General features: G+C 55.5%; 11 protein-coding genes. 5 read left to right on the forward strand and 6 right to left on the reverse strand.

All coding sequences use genetic code 11. The features are described from left to right. Positions 1–214 precede the first annotated feature (214 nt). Positions 215–658, forward strand: coding sequence for a hypothetical protein (locus BPNPMPFG_RS34995; protein WP_258598109.1), 444 nt, complete (start codon positions 215–217; stop codon positions 656–658). Between the two features lie 145 nt (positions 659–803). Further along, a complete protein-coding gene (locus tag BPNPMPFG_RS35000) occupies positions 804–1,250 on the forward strand; it encodes a hypothetical protein (RefSeq protein WP_258598111.1) in 447 nt (148 codons plus the stop codon). Positions 1,251–1,459: 209 nt separating this feature from the next. Here BPNPMPFG_RS35000 and BPNPMPFG_RS35005 read toward each other — a convergent pair whose 3' ends face one another. The 4 genes from BPNPMPFG_RS35005 to BPNPMPFG_RS35020 all read right to left on the reverse strand — a co-directional run bounded on the left by BPNPMPFG_RS35005 (position 1,460) and on the right by BPNPMPFG_RS35020 (position 6,274). After that, positions 1,460–2,803, reverse strand: a complete 1,344-nt coding sequence (locus BPNPMPFG_RS35005; protein WP_258598113.1) for a hypothetical protein — start codon at positions 2,801–2,803, stop codon at positions 1,460–1,462. 243 nt (positions 2,804–3,046) lie between these two features. Next, positions 3,047–4,297, reverse strand: a complete 1,251-nt coding sequence (gene neuC / locus BPNPMPFG_RS35010) for a UDP-N-acetylglucosamine 2-epimerase (protein ID WP_258598115.1) — start codon at positions 4,295–4,297, stop codon at positions 3,047–3,049. 1 nt (position 4,298) lies between these two features. Continuing rightward, on the reverse strand, positions 4,299–5,174 hold the full coding sequence (locus tag BPNPMPFG_RS35015) for an LbetaH domain-containing protein (RefSeq protein WP_258598117.1): 876 nt from the start codon (positions 5,172–5,174) through the stop codon (positions 4,299–4,301). An 8-nt stretch (positions 5,175–5,182) separates the two neighbouring features. Then, positions 5,183–6,274 (reverse strand): N-acetylneuraminate synthase family protein, encoded by a 1,092-nt coding sequence (locus BPNPMPFG_RS35020; protein ID WP_258598119.1) that lies wholly within the window; start codon positions 6,272–6,274, stop codon positions 5,183–5,185. A gap of 315 nt (positions 6,275–6,589) precedes the next feature. On the opposite strand from BPNPMPFG_RS35020, the gene BPNPMPFG_RS35025 reads away from it, so the two are divergent. From BPNPMPFG_RS35025 to BPNPMPFG_RS35035, 3 genes are all read left to right on the forward strand, one after another. Next, complete coding sequence (locus BPNPMPFG_RS35025) at positions 6,590–7,399, forward strand: hypothetical protein (protein ID WP_258598120.1); 810 nt, start codon at positions 6,590–6,592, stop codon at positions 7,397–7,399. After that, positions 7,396–8,403 (forward strand): hypothetical protein, encoded by a 1,008-nt coding sequence (locus BPNPMPFG_RS35030; RefSeq protein ID WP_258598121.1) that lies wholly within the window; start codon positions 7,396–7,398, stop codon positions 8,401–8,403. The genes BPNPMPFG_RS35025 and BPNPMPFG_RS35030 overlap by 4 nt, the downstream gene beginning before the upstream one ends. 338 nt (positions 8,404–8,741) lie before the next feature. Further along, entirely contained in the window at positions 8,742–11,141 is a 2,400-nt protein-coding gene (locus BPNPMPFG_RS35035; RefSeq protein ID WP_258598122.1) for a CDP-glycerol glycerophosphotransferase family protein, read from the forward strand. A gap of 325 nt (positions 11,142–11,466) precedes the next feature. On the opposite strand, the gene BPNPMPFG_RS35040 is transcribed toward BPNPMPFG_RS35035, so the two are convergent. Continuing rightward, positions 11,467–12,612, reverse strand: a complete 1,146-nt coding sequence (locus BPNPMPFG_RS35040; protein WP_258598124.1) for a capsular polysaccharide export protein, LipB/KpsS family — start codon at positions 12,610–12,612, stop codon at positions 11,467–11,469. A 109-nt stretch (positions 12,613–12,721) separates the two neighbouring features. Then, on the reverse strand, positions 12,722–13,837 hold the full coding sequence (locus BPNPMPFG_RS35045; protein WP_258598125.1) for a KpsE/RkpR family capsule polysaccharide export protein: 1,116 nt from the start codon (positions 13,835–13,837) through the stop codon (positions 12,722–12,724). Positions 13,838–13,929: the final 92 nt, after the last annotated feature.

The following is a 13,929-nucleotide window of genomic DNA, read 5'->3' on the forward strand; positions in this document are numbered from 1 at the left end:
TTCTCGCCGCAGAATAGTATTATCGGGTGCCAGCGTCGACATCGCCGCGGATCGCTATATTCTCACAGGCGAGGAGAACGATCGGCGGTGTCTGGTCGATCTGATCGTTGGACGCAGAGACCCAGCGCTGGGATCCATTAGCAGAGAGGGTCGTTGCTCCTATCCCGTGGGGAGGACCAGTCCCTTTGCGATCCCGGTACGTGGGGCTGAAATCGTGAATTTCATGGGGGAGATATATGGTTTCGATGCGAGCCATGCATTGCGCGAACTCCACGGTATCCTGCCATGGCCCAACATACTTGAAACCAGGCTCGACAAGGCTGAAGCTCATCAGCGTCTTGCATTATCGATAGCCATGGCAAGGTTTATCGATGTTGACATTCTTGTCATCGATGGCGCTTTGGCCCACCCGGCGTTTCCTGAGCGATTCCTTCGCTATGTCGGGGGACTGCTGTCGGAGCACGTTGCAGGGCGTCTCATTTTGTTTTCTTCACGGCAGTTCAATGTGGCGCGCGCGTTTGCGAACCTCGCTGTTAACATCACAGACGGCAAATTGTTCATAAGTAACGAGATCATGGCGTCTCAATTACCTAGCGTTGGTGAAGAGACACCGGCGGATGAACCGGAGTTGGTGTGCGAAGAAGTTGATTTGATTTGACGATCTGTAGAGACTTAAGCTGAAGCGTGGAGCGCTCTAAATCAATCGAACGGATTGGCATGGCGTGGCGACGAACATGCCGAGAGAAAAGCTATAATTGAATATTATGTTGGCCGAATGTTGTTCATCTACGGATACGCCGGCTTTGACTTCCACCGTCATTACTCGTTCTTTATTGTCGAAACGGATCGCGGATATGGTTATCGGGGAACCGAATGACGTTCGACTGAAAAGTGTCGACGGCCAATGGATTGTTCAGGTCGTCGAAAATGGCAACGTAACTCGGCATTTATTCAACGCTCAAGACCTTGCCGAGAGCTACGCCGAACTCCAGCGAATGAGACTCGGCCTGCCCGGAAAGCCACCAATTTGGGAGGAGAGCCCGGTGGATGAGCGCTCTAAGAGGCTTCGAGAAATACCAGACTTCATCATCGACGATGTCCTCGAGCTCGCCGAGTACTCTGATCGCGGTATTGTCACTACCCTAGTTGATACACACGGAGTTCGCCTCCGTCTCCACCTCACAGTCGTGACCTCGGAATTGCTTTGCGAGCGAATTGCCGACGCGCTGGAGCGCCGGTACGGCGGATAGGGACCTAAGGCCAAAAAATCCGAGATCACGCTACGCTGCGGCTCCTCAACTCTTCCTAGCCTCCTAGTTCGGACGCCCTTACTCCGCCTGGACGGCGCTATCAGACTTCGGATGGCAGGGCGTCCTTCTCTTTGCAGCGACGATACAGTGCTCTCTTCTAACTCGGAGTTAGCGTGAAATGCAGGGATCTTCGTCCGCCTGCCAGACGGTCAAGCTTCATCGGAGGCCACAGGAATATGGAATACCGGAAGCTTTGTATAGTAATCGATAAACGATCGTGTCGCCTGGAAGGCGGAGAGAGTGATATTAGTGATATCCTGGGTTGAAAGTGCTAAGAGTCGTTCTGGCGCGATATGGAGCCCCGGAGCAGGATGCCTGCCCCAGATAGCGTAACGATCGAAGTCCGAAGCAACGAGCACAACTGGACAGCCGGCGAGGCAAGCCTCGATCGCAAAATTGCTTGTTCCGGTCACCACAAGGCTTGCTGTCCCCGGCGTCACATCGAAATCTTCGACCCAAGGCGGAGCCATCTCTCTCCAAACGACTAGTCCCTGGGGCGCGCGTCTATGGGCGGGGTGAGGGCGAACGATGACGTTGTGCCCAGCCTCAGCCGCTATGCGGCCGAACCTCGACAGATTCCGCAAAATATCCAGTTGGGGCTGAAGCGCTAGCATGACAGGGCCGCAAGATTGCAGCATACGCGGCTCAATGGCGCTTCTACCGCGGAATGCCTGCGAATTTCCAAGCGGCTGTCCGGTTCCGACCGAAAGGGTAGCATCGAAGACATCGCAGATGTAACGCTCCGATTGCGTCATTAAAATTGTGTGTGCAGCGATTGTAGGCAGTCCTAACAACCGGCGCTTAGATGCATGGAATACGGATCGCAATGACATATTCGTCCAATAGACGATCGGGTGGGCGGCAAGATCGCAAGGCTGCAGAGGGGTTCCCGCCAATTGCTCAAGGCGGCCGTTCAGGATGCGATGAACGACATGGCTCAATAGAAAAGATAGAGCCGGCGGCACGCTTGCCTGCCGTAAGAGACGGAAAGCGCAAATGAGACCAATCGGGCGAAATGACTGAGGAAAAGTGGTCGTCGGCTCGATAACGATATCCGGGCGCAGGCCATCCGGCAGGCCCAGCATTGACGAAGTATCTACGAGATGGGATTGCGCTGATCCCAAATGCACACCGTGCATCGAGGCATTGGATAGGTGACCATTGTTCACCTCGTCCCATCCCTTGATCTCCTCTGCGGCTGTCGCGGCGAGCCGCTCGTGGAAAGGAAAGGAGGGCCCTTCATAACCACCTTCACGGCAAACTTCCAGCGCATCGACAAGCGGTCGCAGCAGCCCGACAAGATCGTTCATCACGAGAAATCGGGTCGCCGCGGCGTGGCGGCACGCCAGGTCGCAAATCTCTTTCGGCACCCCCGTTCCGCTGACCTGCAGAAGTCGGCATAGCTTCTCCGCGACTTGATAAGCGATACGAAAGACACGTTCCTCCGAACGCCCGTTCAGCATGAGGTGCTTGCCTCTTACATAATCCGGCATCCGGCCGCCCAGTCGGCGGTCGGCTATTTCGGAAGAGTTGATAAGGACGGGTTGGCCATCTCCAGGTACGGTGCTGATTTGCGGCAATCGAAGCATGGAGAGGACTGACGTCCGTTCAAGCGCCGCGCTTGATACTGACAAAGCACGTCGTGCATGAGCACTCAATCTGATCTCCAAACGGATACTATGAACGGCTCAGATGGAACTGGCAGCCTATTCGTCTCTAAAGTCAAAACGGAAGATTTAGCTTCGGTTTAGGGATGCTGAAGGCTTACTACGAAGTGTTGCCAGATCGAGACCTGACACATGATCAGCGATGATCACCCATGGGTCTGGCGCGTCGGAACGCGCAGGTCTTGCCTCGATCCCACCCCGCGGTTGATAAACATCTCCGATGTGCCTGGATTGGAATCCCATCAACAAGCTCTGGATTTCAGGCACAATCATCGCGACATCCCAAGGAACATCCGTTACGGGGCCGTAGCGGTCCCGTCCTTCTTGGCGACTACCGATGTTGAGTACCGGGACGCCAACGGCGCAGGCCTCTAAAATGCCAGAGGAGGAATTCCCCATAACTCCAGCGGACGCCATAAGCGCTTGAATATAGAGGTGTCCAATCGACGGCAGAACATGAACATCCTCTGGAAATCTTTTCATCAAGGCGTAGAGTTCCTTGTTGATTATATCACCGCCGGGGTCGAGGTTGGCGAGCGTAAACAAGATGGCAGGCTTAGGTCCTTTGTGTGACAGCTTTAAGTCGAGAACGGCCTCTACAACCCTTCTTGTGACATCTGCGATTTGGTCAGCTTTCGTTGTGGAAGCTGTCTCGGGGTGGATGGTGGCGATCAGGATTGCACGATGTTCAGGATTAAACCCTGTAAGTGTTTCCATGTCGACTGCAGCCAACGGCTCCGCGCGACGCGCGAGCGAGGCACCGATTGGCCCTGTCGTGACGATTCGCGATTCCACCTCGCCGATAGAGCGCAGACGCTCACCCTGCACGGAAAGGGCCGGGAAATGAATGTCAGCAAGTTTACTTATCGCATTCCGATAGCGCTCGTCTACGGCCCCTTCGGTAACGTGACCGCCCTCAAGGTGGGCCAAAGGAATGCGCATTGACACAGCAGCTAGAGCTGCACTCAGGATTTCGAAGCGGTCACCAAGTACAAGGACCACGTCCGGCTTGTAACGTTCAAAGGCGTCGGCAAACGAGATGACGGCCTGCCCGATGACCCGCGTCATGGCAGTATGGTCGGATAATGCGATACTTTCATTCGGCATGAAGTCGACCTGGTGGATCGGGCATAGACTCGATGCTTCGACGGCCCGAACAGTCATACCAAAGGCCTTTTTAAGATGGGTGCCACCAGCGAGCACGAACGTTTCCAGGCCTGACCTCGTGGCGAATTCGTTGACGACCGGCTCGAGCAAGTGCCACTCTGCCCTAGTGGTCGTCACGATTGCGATGCGGCGCGTTGCTGAGGGAATCTGCACTTTAACTATCCTGGCGACGTAGTTCGGCACGCATCCGGCGATCGTCACGTGATTCGGCTATGGCATTGTCCTTGACGTCACGATCGACAACGGCTCCTCCCGGAACCAAGGCGCCACATCCAATCTTCACGCCCGGCAGAACAATAGCGCCCGCCCCTACAAATGCAGCCTGACCAACGACGACCCCACCACAGAGGATCGCGCCAGGACCAATGAAAGCTCCGGCGGATATTTGGCAGTCATGGTCAATGTTGGCCCCGGTATTGATGATCGCGCGTGGTCCCACATAGACTTGCGCGCTCAGGTTGGCGCCTATGTGGACCTGTGCGCCATGCGCGATCTGACCGTCTGTTCCACGCGATTTGAGCGCACCCATGTAAACCTCATAGGCGTCCAGTAGCATGGCGGCAGGGTCGACTATCGGCGGTTCGAGAACCGTCAAACCCTCTTTGACCAACTGCATAGATTCGTATTGATCCACCGCCGTGAGCCGCGGATTCAGGCCATCGTTCATTATTGTTGCCCGCTGTCCGATACCATTGACGAGAACCATTTTGACTGGACCAGGGAGGCCGGCAATATGCGATATGCAAGCGCCATCACTTGCGTGATGGTGGACCACGGGCCCCTTTCCGCCCATATTGGACGCGCTGTCCGGCGTATTGCCAAAAGCAACGAGCAGGACTTCGACGATCTCCTTCGTTTCTCCCTGAGAGGCAACTATATGAATAGCCTCATATCTGTATGGCAATAGTCGGCTACCGGCCTCGTTGCGCCATGCTTCAGAGTGAATGGCAGCCCGCGTTAAAATGCGGCTAACGACGCGCGCATGCCCCCCGGCCCCGAGGAATACCAAGTGATAGCTGGCCTCGCTCATCTAACTTCTTATGTACTGATTGCATCGTCAATGTTGACGTCGTCAGTCGCGGCACGACCAATGACGTCAAAGATATCCCCTGCCGGGCGTCCCTCGGATGAGCGTTTGAGCGCTATATCCTTGTGCGTAAGGATCTGACCAGCCCTGATCGGGCGCGCTGCAACGATACGCTTGCGCGCAACGCCACGCAGAGCCAATTCGTTGTCAGATGGATTCTTCTGCCCGCTCCCCAGCGCATTAGCAGTAGCTTTGATACGATCCATCATGCGCGCGAATTCCCGTTCGTCAAGCGATGCACCGTGATCGGGGCCTTCGGCCAATTTGTCATATGTGATGTGGCGCTCGATCACAGTTGCCCCGAGAGTGGTCGCCATTATTGCGGCAACGTCGTCCGTTGAGTGGTCCGAGAATCCGATTGAAACGGGGTGAAATACTTCCCTAAGTAAGACGATTGCCGACATATTCAGCGTCGGGTGATGTGCGGGATACTCACTCGTGCAATGTAGGAGGGTAAGAAAGGCCGCTAGCGTGCCATCTTCTTGCAAAGACCTGCCCGCTTCCGTGATCATGTCAATGGTGGGAAAACCCGACGCAAAGGGATCGGAGCCGCGTCTGTAGCAGAGCTGCCCATAAGCGATTGCGTCAACCGATCGGCGGATTTCATCTACGGTCGCCATCCCGGTGGAGACAATCATCTCGACACCCTTCGACGCGACAAGCAGCAGTAGCGGGAGATTGTCCATATCGCCAGAGCCGACCTTGATCGTACGGCAACCGAGATCATCTATGAGGAAACAGGCGCTATCCTCGTCAAAAGGCGTGGCTAGAAATGCAATGCCGATTTCGTCGCAATATGCCTTGAGGGTGCGAAAGTCGTCGTAGCTGAGTTGCAGGGATTTTAGCATATCAAACTGCGAACCGGCGCCGACGGTTTGTGTTTGGTACGTGGCGCGGCGCGCACTGGCGGTCACCAGCTTGGCGGCATCAAAAATCTGAAATTTAGCGTAGTCAGCTCCGAGACGCTTGCACGCATCAACCATTTTGAGCGCAATATTGACGTCGCCATCGTGATTGACGCCGATCTCGGCGATGACTTTCATGCTTACGCCCTTTCGAAATAGCCGCACCCTCCCATGCCTGCCTCCAGTAACAAAGACAACAGCAGATGCACGCCGCAACTAGCGTACCCTAGGGACACTGTGATATAGGCCAAATCCGCACTAACAGTCCACCGACATTCACATCGCTCCTATTATCATTCCCCGGCAAGGTAGTGGCCGATGCCGTTGTCCGCGTACAGGATTCTGTCGTTGAGCCTCTTAGCCGTCATTGTTAGCGCGCCTGCGCCCGCGACCGTGCAAGGCTCCCGGGGAGTGTTCAATTTCCCCCTGCGAATGCTCAACGGAATGGAGACAATGCGGCTCGATGCCGACCGGATCGGTGCCTATCGTGGCTCGGCAACCGACAATAGCGGCAGATTCCTCCTCTACACCGAGCGCTCGATTATCGCCGACATTCTCAAGGTTGGTCCAGGCGGTCGCGACAATGCTCTGACGCGGGAGGATCTCGCCCAGCACGAAAATGAGACCGACGGCTTGAACGCCGTCTACACCGTCGGCCAGAGGTTCTCGGGTCTTCCGCTCGCCGGCTGGTATACGCCGGTGTATATCGGTAAGTCCAAAGAGGGGAAAAACGGGCTTGACGCCACGGCCCAACTGATCCTAACCCGGCATCAGTCTTCGCAACGAATCAACAGGCCAGATTCGCTCAATATCGACCCAACATTCGATGCGCGCCGGAGCGCGCCTATCGCGTATTACTTCGATCCTGCGACGGGATTCAGGCCGATGATTTGCAAGGGTTGGCCACAACCCTTTTGCATTTGGACACGGACAAACTACGGCCCACTTTATGTTGCGCGAGAGATCGTCGGTGACGACACACTCCTCGATATCGATGCGACAGACATGGTGCCCCCCACGGGTCGCCTATTGCGGCTCCAGGTATCCGCCACGTCGACCGGCGGAACGGGTGATGTGATGATCATGACGCTGCCACGAGAATCGTCGGGGCTCAATGTCGTTACGGTTGCGCGTCAAGGAGATGTGGTGCGCGCGGAGATAGAGTTTAGTGTCAACTCTCAGCGTCACTTTACGATGCGCGTGCCGCGTGGCGTGCGCGTCGATCTAATTGCACTGGGGTTCTCAATGCTCCAGCCGACATGATTCGGAAAAACAAAGACCAACTGCGACGGTTCATCACCTCCTTCGTCCGTGATCAAGCGCGTGCGGGAGCGCTGCCGAAGCCGTTCCAGGGCGCCCTGCGCGCTATTACAACCTTTCCTTCGTCAGCCAACACCGACATTCGTCCCATTGGTGTTGTTCTAGGTGTGGAACGGTTGATTTGGCATACGGTTGAGCACGCTTATCCGGAATGGGACTTGCTTTTTGCAAGCAATCAAACCGATCCCGATGGATGCGTGAGCGAGATCATCCGCCTAGGAGCAACCGCGATCGTCGGACCGTCCGCTCGCCGCCGCCATGTGGTCGCGTTGCGCGACAGCGGAATCAACATTCTGCGTCTGTCGCCTGCACCGTTGCCGCGGCTTACCTATCAGGGCCGGCATGCCTATGGGTACGTTCTGGAACCGTCAACATCTTGGATGTCGGCCCGTCGCTTAAGCGAGATGGAAGTCGTACTTACGAATGGCTTAGGCCTTATGACATCCGCGATGAGGGCCGACGCCGCCTTTGTCGCGGCTCGAATCGCACTCCCGGATCCCATAACGCCGACCACTCTGGTTATAAACACGCCTGATACGCCGCAGCTTTCCGACCAGGGTCATATCCCTATTGACTATGAGGCTATTGGAGCGGGAGCCCCCATAGAAACATTCCAGGTTAGTCGAAACAGTTACTGGTCGGACGACTCCCTCGACCGTTTTGACTCAGCTCTCTGCCGAGCTTCTACCGTCATGACTAATAATCATCCCCTTGCCGTAGCTGCGCTACTTAGAGGATTTCGGCCGCTGGTATCCCGGCGCATCTTTATGTCAAGGCTAAATGTTTATACAAATCCGTTGATGGAGCGACGAATTTCCATAGACGATCTGTCGCTCGTGAGCCAAGAAGAACTCGTTGCTGTATGCGTTCTTTGGGCAGCTCGTTACATATGTGAGGGAACTCTAATTGATCCTGTCGATTTTTTCATAGAAAAGCCCGCGACGTGAAAAGCCCTGCTATCCGCCCATCGGGTGAAGACGGCGGCGCCGCTAGCATACGAGCCGATGTCCCTTTGCATAGGCTCGTTCATCGCGCCGCTGTCTTTGACTACGCCGTAGTAGCTCGCGACCGGGCTGCCATAAAGGCAATTGGCGAGAAACGGAAGGACAAAGGGGGTTTGTTCCTGAATTCGCCGTCACCTATTGCGCTTGAGTCGGCCGAACTTGTGTTTACTCGACGCCTCGGTCGCCTAAAGCACGATCCCAGTACAGCTTCGGCGGTTTCACCCCATCCCGCCATCGCAACTTTTCCCGCTTTGTCAGCGAACTCGGTTCAACGGAAAAGATTGGACGAAGAGTTTCCGCTATCCTCCCGGAAGCGCGTGGAAGGCGGCGGTACTCATCGCGTCGCGATGGAGAACGGTACTCTCGACGGCCAATTTCCCATTGCTTTTGCTCAGCTTTTCAATCCGTCGGCTGGCGCGGTTGACCCCTCCGAATACGACGGAATAGTCTTAGCTCCAGTCATACGTGTAGATCAATTGATCGACACTCTGATGAACGTCGAAGACTGGGAGGCGAGGCTAGCTTTTGTCGCGGCTTCCCTTCTCCCCCAGGATCCGGCCGATCGTTTCGCTCGCGCCCGACGTATCCGTGCGGATCGCATAATCGCCCGTCTCCGACTTAACGAGGGCCATCTGCAAACGCTGCGTGCCATGGCTGATGCTTGTTATTATTCGGAGGACCAGCGCAGCGAATTCCTAATCCTGCAGATATTGGTAATCGCGGGTGATCTGGGGTTCGTCGCCGAGCGCTATTTGCGGCTAGAAATCCAGGCGATGATGTCGCTTGTCGCGATGACACCTGAATGCTTCAATTGGAGCGAGGGCCGCATAGTCGCAGTCGACTGGAAGCCTCTTGATGCTGATTTCCTGATAGTCGACGGCCCCCTGCCTCAGGCTTTGGGGGCATCTCTTCCGATTGACACATTATTTGCTCCGCGCAGTCTGCGCGATGCGCCAGGCCTCGCTGAACGCGCGTCTCTTGTCGCCACAGTCGCCGGTCCTTATTCGGAAGCTGAGGAATTGCTGTCGGCTGAGACAGCACGGCTGTCTAAGACAATTATGGAGCGGTATACTGCAATTCTTCAGGGGACGCCTCTCGCCCCTCTCGCGGATCTCATGCGTGAAGCTGCGATACGCGTCGATGATGTTTTGTTCTCCTCTATGATTCCTGTCTGGGCGGCGCAGCAAGCCATCCTTGCACGCAGTCCTAAGCACATCACCATCGTAACCGATTCGATTCCTTTCGCGGTGTGCGTGGCGAAAATTGCGCAAAATATCGATCCCGGCATCGCCATCGATATCCGCATGACGAAACCTGTCGAGACAGACTATGACGACGTCGACATTGCTCCGACCCATCCTGCGGAATCGGCTGCGTCTGACGCCGTCAGATGGATCTCGGACCTAGGCCTTCTAGGTGAGGCTTCGGATACCCGTCCGATATCGTCCTCGAGTGCAACTCTTTTCGCAGGCCGCCCGTTTGATCGAAACTACATTGTCGATCTCAAGGCGCTAATGCCGCTCGCTCTCAACAGTGGCCCTGTGCATCTTGTAAACACAACATCTTCTCGAACACAGGCTGGCAAGGCTCCTATCTCAGTTGCAGATGTTCTTCCTTTCTCCCGTAAGATTACCCACTGGGAAGAGCCGGAGCGTCAGGCCAGATTAATCGCCGGGGATAAAATCCCTGAAAGCCTAAAGAACCACGGATCAAATATTATTTCCTTCCTACTTGAGGGATATGATGAAAATCTGCGCCCCTATATTATCTTTTCTGAGCCGCAATTGCGACGTCTACTTGAACGAGTTCTACCTGCCACACTCATCTCAGCAGCACATGTGAGAAGTATTGTTCGCATTACCGCCCCAGGTCGACTCATCTGCTTGCCAGGACGCGACTGGCTTTCTCGTATGCTCGCCGCCGACATCCGAGCACGAATGCCATCCAGTGTGAACAGCTTCGATGTCCAGACTGTCTTTATTGGGCCAAGGCGACGCTACAAGCCAACGAACTGCGACGTACAAGTCGTGATCGACACTCATTCGGCGCAGCTCATGAGGGCGTTCTTCGGGCTACCGCCGGAACGAATCTTGATCGGAGGATCACCGCGTTACAGCGCTTCGCTCAAAGCGGCCCGGGCTGAGAAGCCAGGACCGGGACGCTACCGCATTCTGTTTACGGCCTCTCCGATTATGGATCGGTGCCTGCCCGTAATCGCTGCGCTGTGCAAAATCATGGAAGTGCACCGGGACGCCCAGCTTATCATTCGCACTCACCCTAGCTCAGGACCCGCAGATATCACACGTATGTCCACACTCACCGCTGCTCTCGGATCGAGCGCCGAGATCGAGAAGGATGGATCGCTCGCAGCATCGCTTGCTTCTGCGGACATTGTCGTGACGCGCTATTCTAATACTGGCCTTGAGGCAGCAATGCTCGGTAAGCCGGTTATAGCCTCCGACTTTCACCAGGAGCGACCACCGATCCCGCTCGACGAGATGGGCGTGGCTATTAAGGCAGCAACACCGGACGCCTTGCGCGATGCGATCTTCGATATACGCAATGGCGGACCTGCCGCAATGCAGTTCTACCGTACCTGTCAAGAATACTTCAGGATGAACCCTCAGATGCTTGATGAAGACTCAGAAATATCCCTGTGGAAGGCAATCTCTCTGCCATAGTGTATGATTATGGTAATCGAAATTTGTCTTGATTGTTGACGGCCTACGTCGTTCCGAGCGACGGTGTATTCATTCATCCATTCGGCGCATGTGCCGGAATGAGGAGCCGCCCCCGGTCGCCTCCTTGGTCCATGGCTCTCGTGTGGTCAAAATGAAAGCAAAGCTATCGGTTAGCGCTGGTTGATTCTTGCAGGCGGCAACCGGGATCAACTGAGGTGAAACTCTATCGCGACCGCTGTTTTCAATGAAGGCGAATATCGAAGTGCGATCGATGGCGACGAACGCGTGCAGTTCGCCTATAAAGATCCGACATGATTTGGGTGCTCTATGAACTCTTGTTGGGGCTGAACTCCTGGTTCAAAGCTTCTCTGTCCATGATTGACGGCCGCGGCAGGCCGGTCGTCAAGCGACTCGCTACGCGCCAAGCGAGACGCTCCATAGCGCCGGCGCCATAAAATGAGCCGGGGATGACAGCGTGCGTGTAGATGCGCATTCGTAGGGTTGCGACGCTACGCGGATCGGGGGAATGAGGGGATGTCCAAATCTTCATGAGATCGCGGCAGTGCCGGGCGAGTCCGTTGCCTTCGTAGAAGGCCTGCCCAAGGATATCTGTCTGAACGCCGTGATGGAGACCCGAGAGGCCCGAAGTCGAATTGATGGTGATAAGTCCGCTAGACGCCTTTACGGCTTCCCCCAACGGCACGTCGCAAACGACATGCACTCGCTTGGCATTGACGTGGCAGCTTAAACTATTAGCCACGATGGAACGATGGTCCAGATGCCCCGCGTCTAAGGGATGAATCTTGAAAAGCAGATGCTCCTCAGGTGGCGCGTGGTGAGAGAAGGCTGCCAAGAGCTCTTTGATCATTGTCTCGACACGCCATCCCTCCCCGTTGGCTACTAGATTGGCATCGTCGTGAACTTGAAGTGCCACCACGCGATAAGGCGTGCCAGCCTTGACGAGCTCCCTCAAAACACGCGCGTCCGAACGCCGATGGAGAGCCCGTCGCATCCATCCAAGCGGCCAGCACAAGGCCTCTTTCGCAAGCCTTCGTTTGCGGTGCCAGGTTCCGCCCATGATGGGAATGAACGCACGGAGCCATAGGATTTGCGCAATGGCGAACAACGTCTGACGTAAGCCATGGCAGCACCCTTCGTCCGGCTCCATAACGTCAGAAAGATCTAGATGATCTCTTCTCTCGACATTTGGACTCATGCGAAGAGGAGAATGGTGATGAGAACCGTTCCATTCGCATGTCACGAAACCGGGCCGGATGTATCCCTCTTCCAGACAAAGCACGGGAACATTTCTGGCGCGGAGAGCATCAAAGAAGATCTTGTGTCTGTAACGATCAACACCAAAGACGACTGCGGCATGCCAGGGCGGAACTCCTAGTTGTGCCTCGACGTCGCCTGGTGACAATGCCAGCGCGCCGCCGAGGCCGAACAGGTGATCGCCTGGGTTGAACATGCAACGCTCAACCACAAACCCGCGGCCACGCAAAACTCGGGCGAGATTCGCGAAGAAGGGCCCGACAGGCCCTCCGAGAAGAAGGATTGAACAGGCGGATACCGCAGCGTTAGCGGCTGTCACGGTAGTCACGCGCCAGAGACAAAAGGAAAATCAGCACAAGATAAATACCGATCCCCGAGGCGGCAACAATCGCCGGATGAAATATTGGGCGCGGGAAAGACGGGTCTTGTGGGAGTGAGGGATCTGCGGTGACGACGATGTACTTCTGCTTTTGCGTAGCCTCTTGCTGCGCCGCCCTGAGCGACTCGAGCGCTGTCGCATAGGACTTCTCGGCCAGGTCACGCTCGATCTGGAGTCGCTCGAATTCAGACAGCATCGTAGCCATTGCTGAATTCTTGCCGGTGATCTTTGCCCGCTCCTCTTCTATCTGTTTGGCCAGAGCTTGCTCGCGCAGCCGCATCAGCCGCATGCGCGCCTGAACATCGGTCGTCATGTTCTCCATCTGAGAGATGTCAGCTCGCGTCTTCGCCAAGTCGGTCTCGAGCCCGCTGATGATAGTGAGTTGAGACTCAACCGCCTTCTCGGGATCCACCTGGAGATTAGCATTGCGCCATTGCATAATATCAAGACGAGTTCGGCTAACACGATCTTCAGCTTTCCTCACCTCGCTTTCCGCGAAGGCTACGAAATCGAGCTTGGCGCGCTCGTTCAGTTTGTTTACGAACTCGTCAGTGCGAAGGATTAGGGTCGTCGCCAATGTCCTCGCATCCTCCGGCGAGAACGCCTCTGCACGGATGGTCACAATTTGCTCGACGTTGGAGATTTTCACTTGAACCATAGAAAGATAGTAGGCTAATTTCTCTTCGGTCGAAGCATTGTCTGGCAGACGAACGATCCAATCGCGATCATGTTTTGCAGCACCGGTGCTGAAACCTGTTGCGGCGTCTATCTTTTCAAACAGGCCCGTCGACTGCAAATAACTGCGGACTGCATAAATATCGTTCGATCCAGCTAGTCCGACACCGAGGTTACCCGCAAGTGCTCCAAGTCCTGAGATTGAGGACTGCCCATCTCGTGAGCGTATCGCGAATGAAACCTCTGAAGCATAAATCGGCGAGGCTGCGATTTGTGAGTAGATAACGGCTGCTAAGGTGGGCGCTACCGCAACTGTCAGGAAAAGAATAAGCCGTCCCCATGCGAATTGCTTATGTTGGCTGGACATCGTTCCCGACCGAGTGTGGCTGTCAGGCTCAATATAGGTCGAAGGGTCTCGAGGCTCTCCCACCCCGTTTCTGACTTGCAATGACATACACG

Source organism: Mesorhizobium sp. AR07, from assembly GCF_024746815.1.
Taxonomy (GTDB): domain Bacteria; phylum Pseudomonadota; class Alphaproteobacteria; order Rhizobiales; family Rhizobiaceae; genus Mesorhizobium.

Excerpts from the sequence above, each read along its gene's own strand:
- BPNPMPFG_RS35015 (WP_258598117.1), bottom strand. The coding sequence starts at position 5,174 with ATGAGCGAGGCCAGCTATCACTTGGTATTCCTCGGGGCCGGGGGGCAT.
- BPNPMPFG_RS35025 (WP_258598120.1), top strand. The coding sequence starts at position 6,590 with ATGCGGCTCGATGCCGACCGGATCGGTGCCTATCGTGGCTCGGCAACC.
- BPNPMPFG_RS35005 (WP_258598113.1), bottom strand. The coding sequence starts at position 2,803 with ATGCCGGATTATGTAAGAGGCAAGCACCTCATGCTGAACGGGCGTTCG.
- BPNPMPFG_RS35040 (WP_258598124.1), bottom strand. The coding sequence starts at position 12,612 with ATGTTCAACCCAGGCGATCACCTGTTCGGCCTCGGCGGCGCGCTGGCA.
- BPNPMPFG_RS35045 (WP_258598125.1), bottom strand. The coding sequence starts at position 13,837 with ATGTCCAGCCAACATAAGCAATTCGCATGGGGACGGCTTATTCTTTTC.
- BPNPMPFG_RS35030 (WP_258598121.1), top strand. The coding sequence starts at position 7,396 with ATGATTCGGAAAAACAAAGACCAACTGCGACGGTTCATCACCTCCTTC.
- BPNPMPFG_RS35020 (WP_258598119.1), bottom strand. The coding sequence starts at position 6,274 with ATGAAAGTCATCGCCGAGATCGGCGTCAATCACGATGGCGACGTCAAT.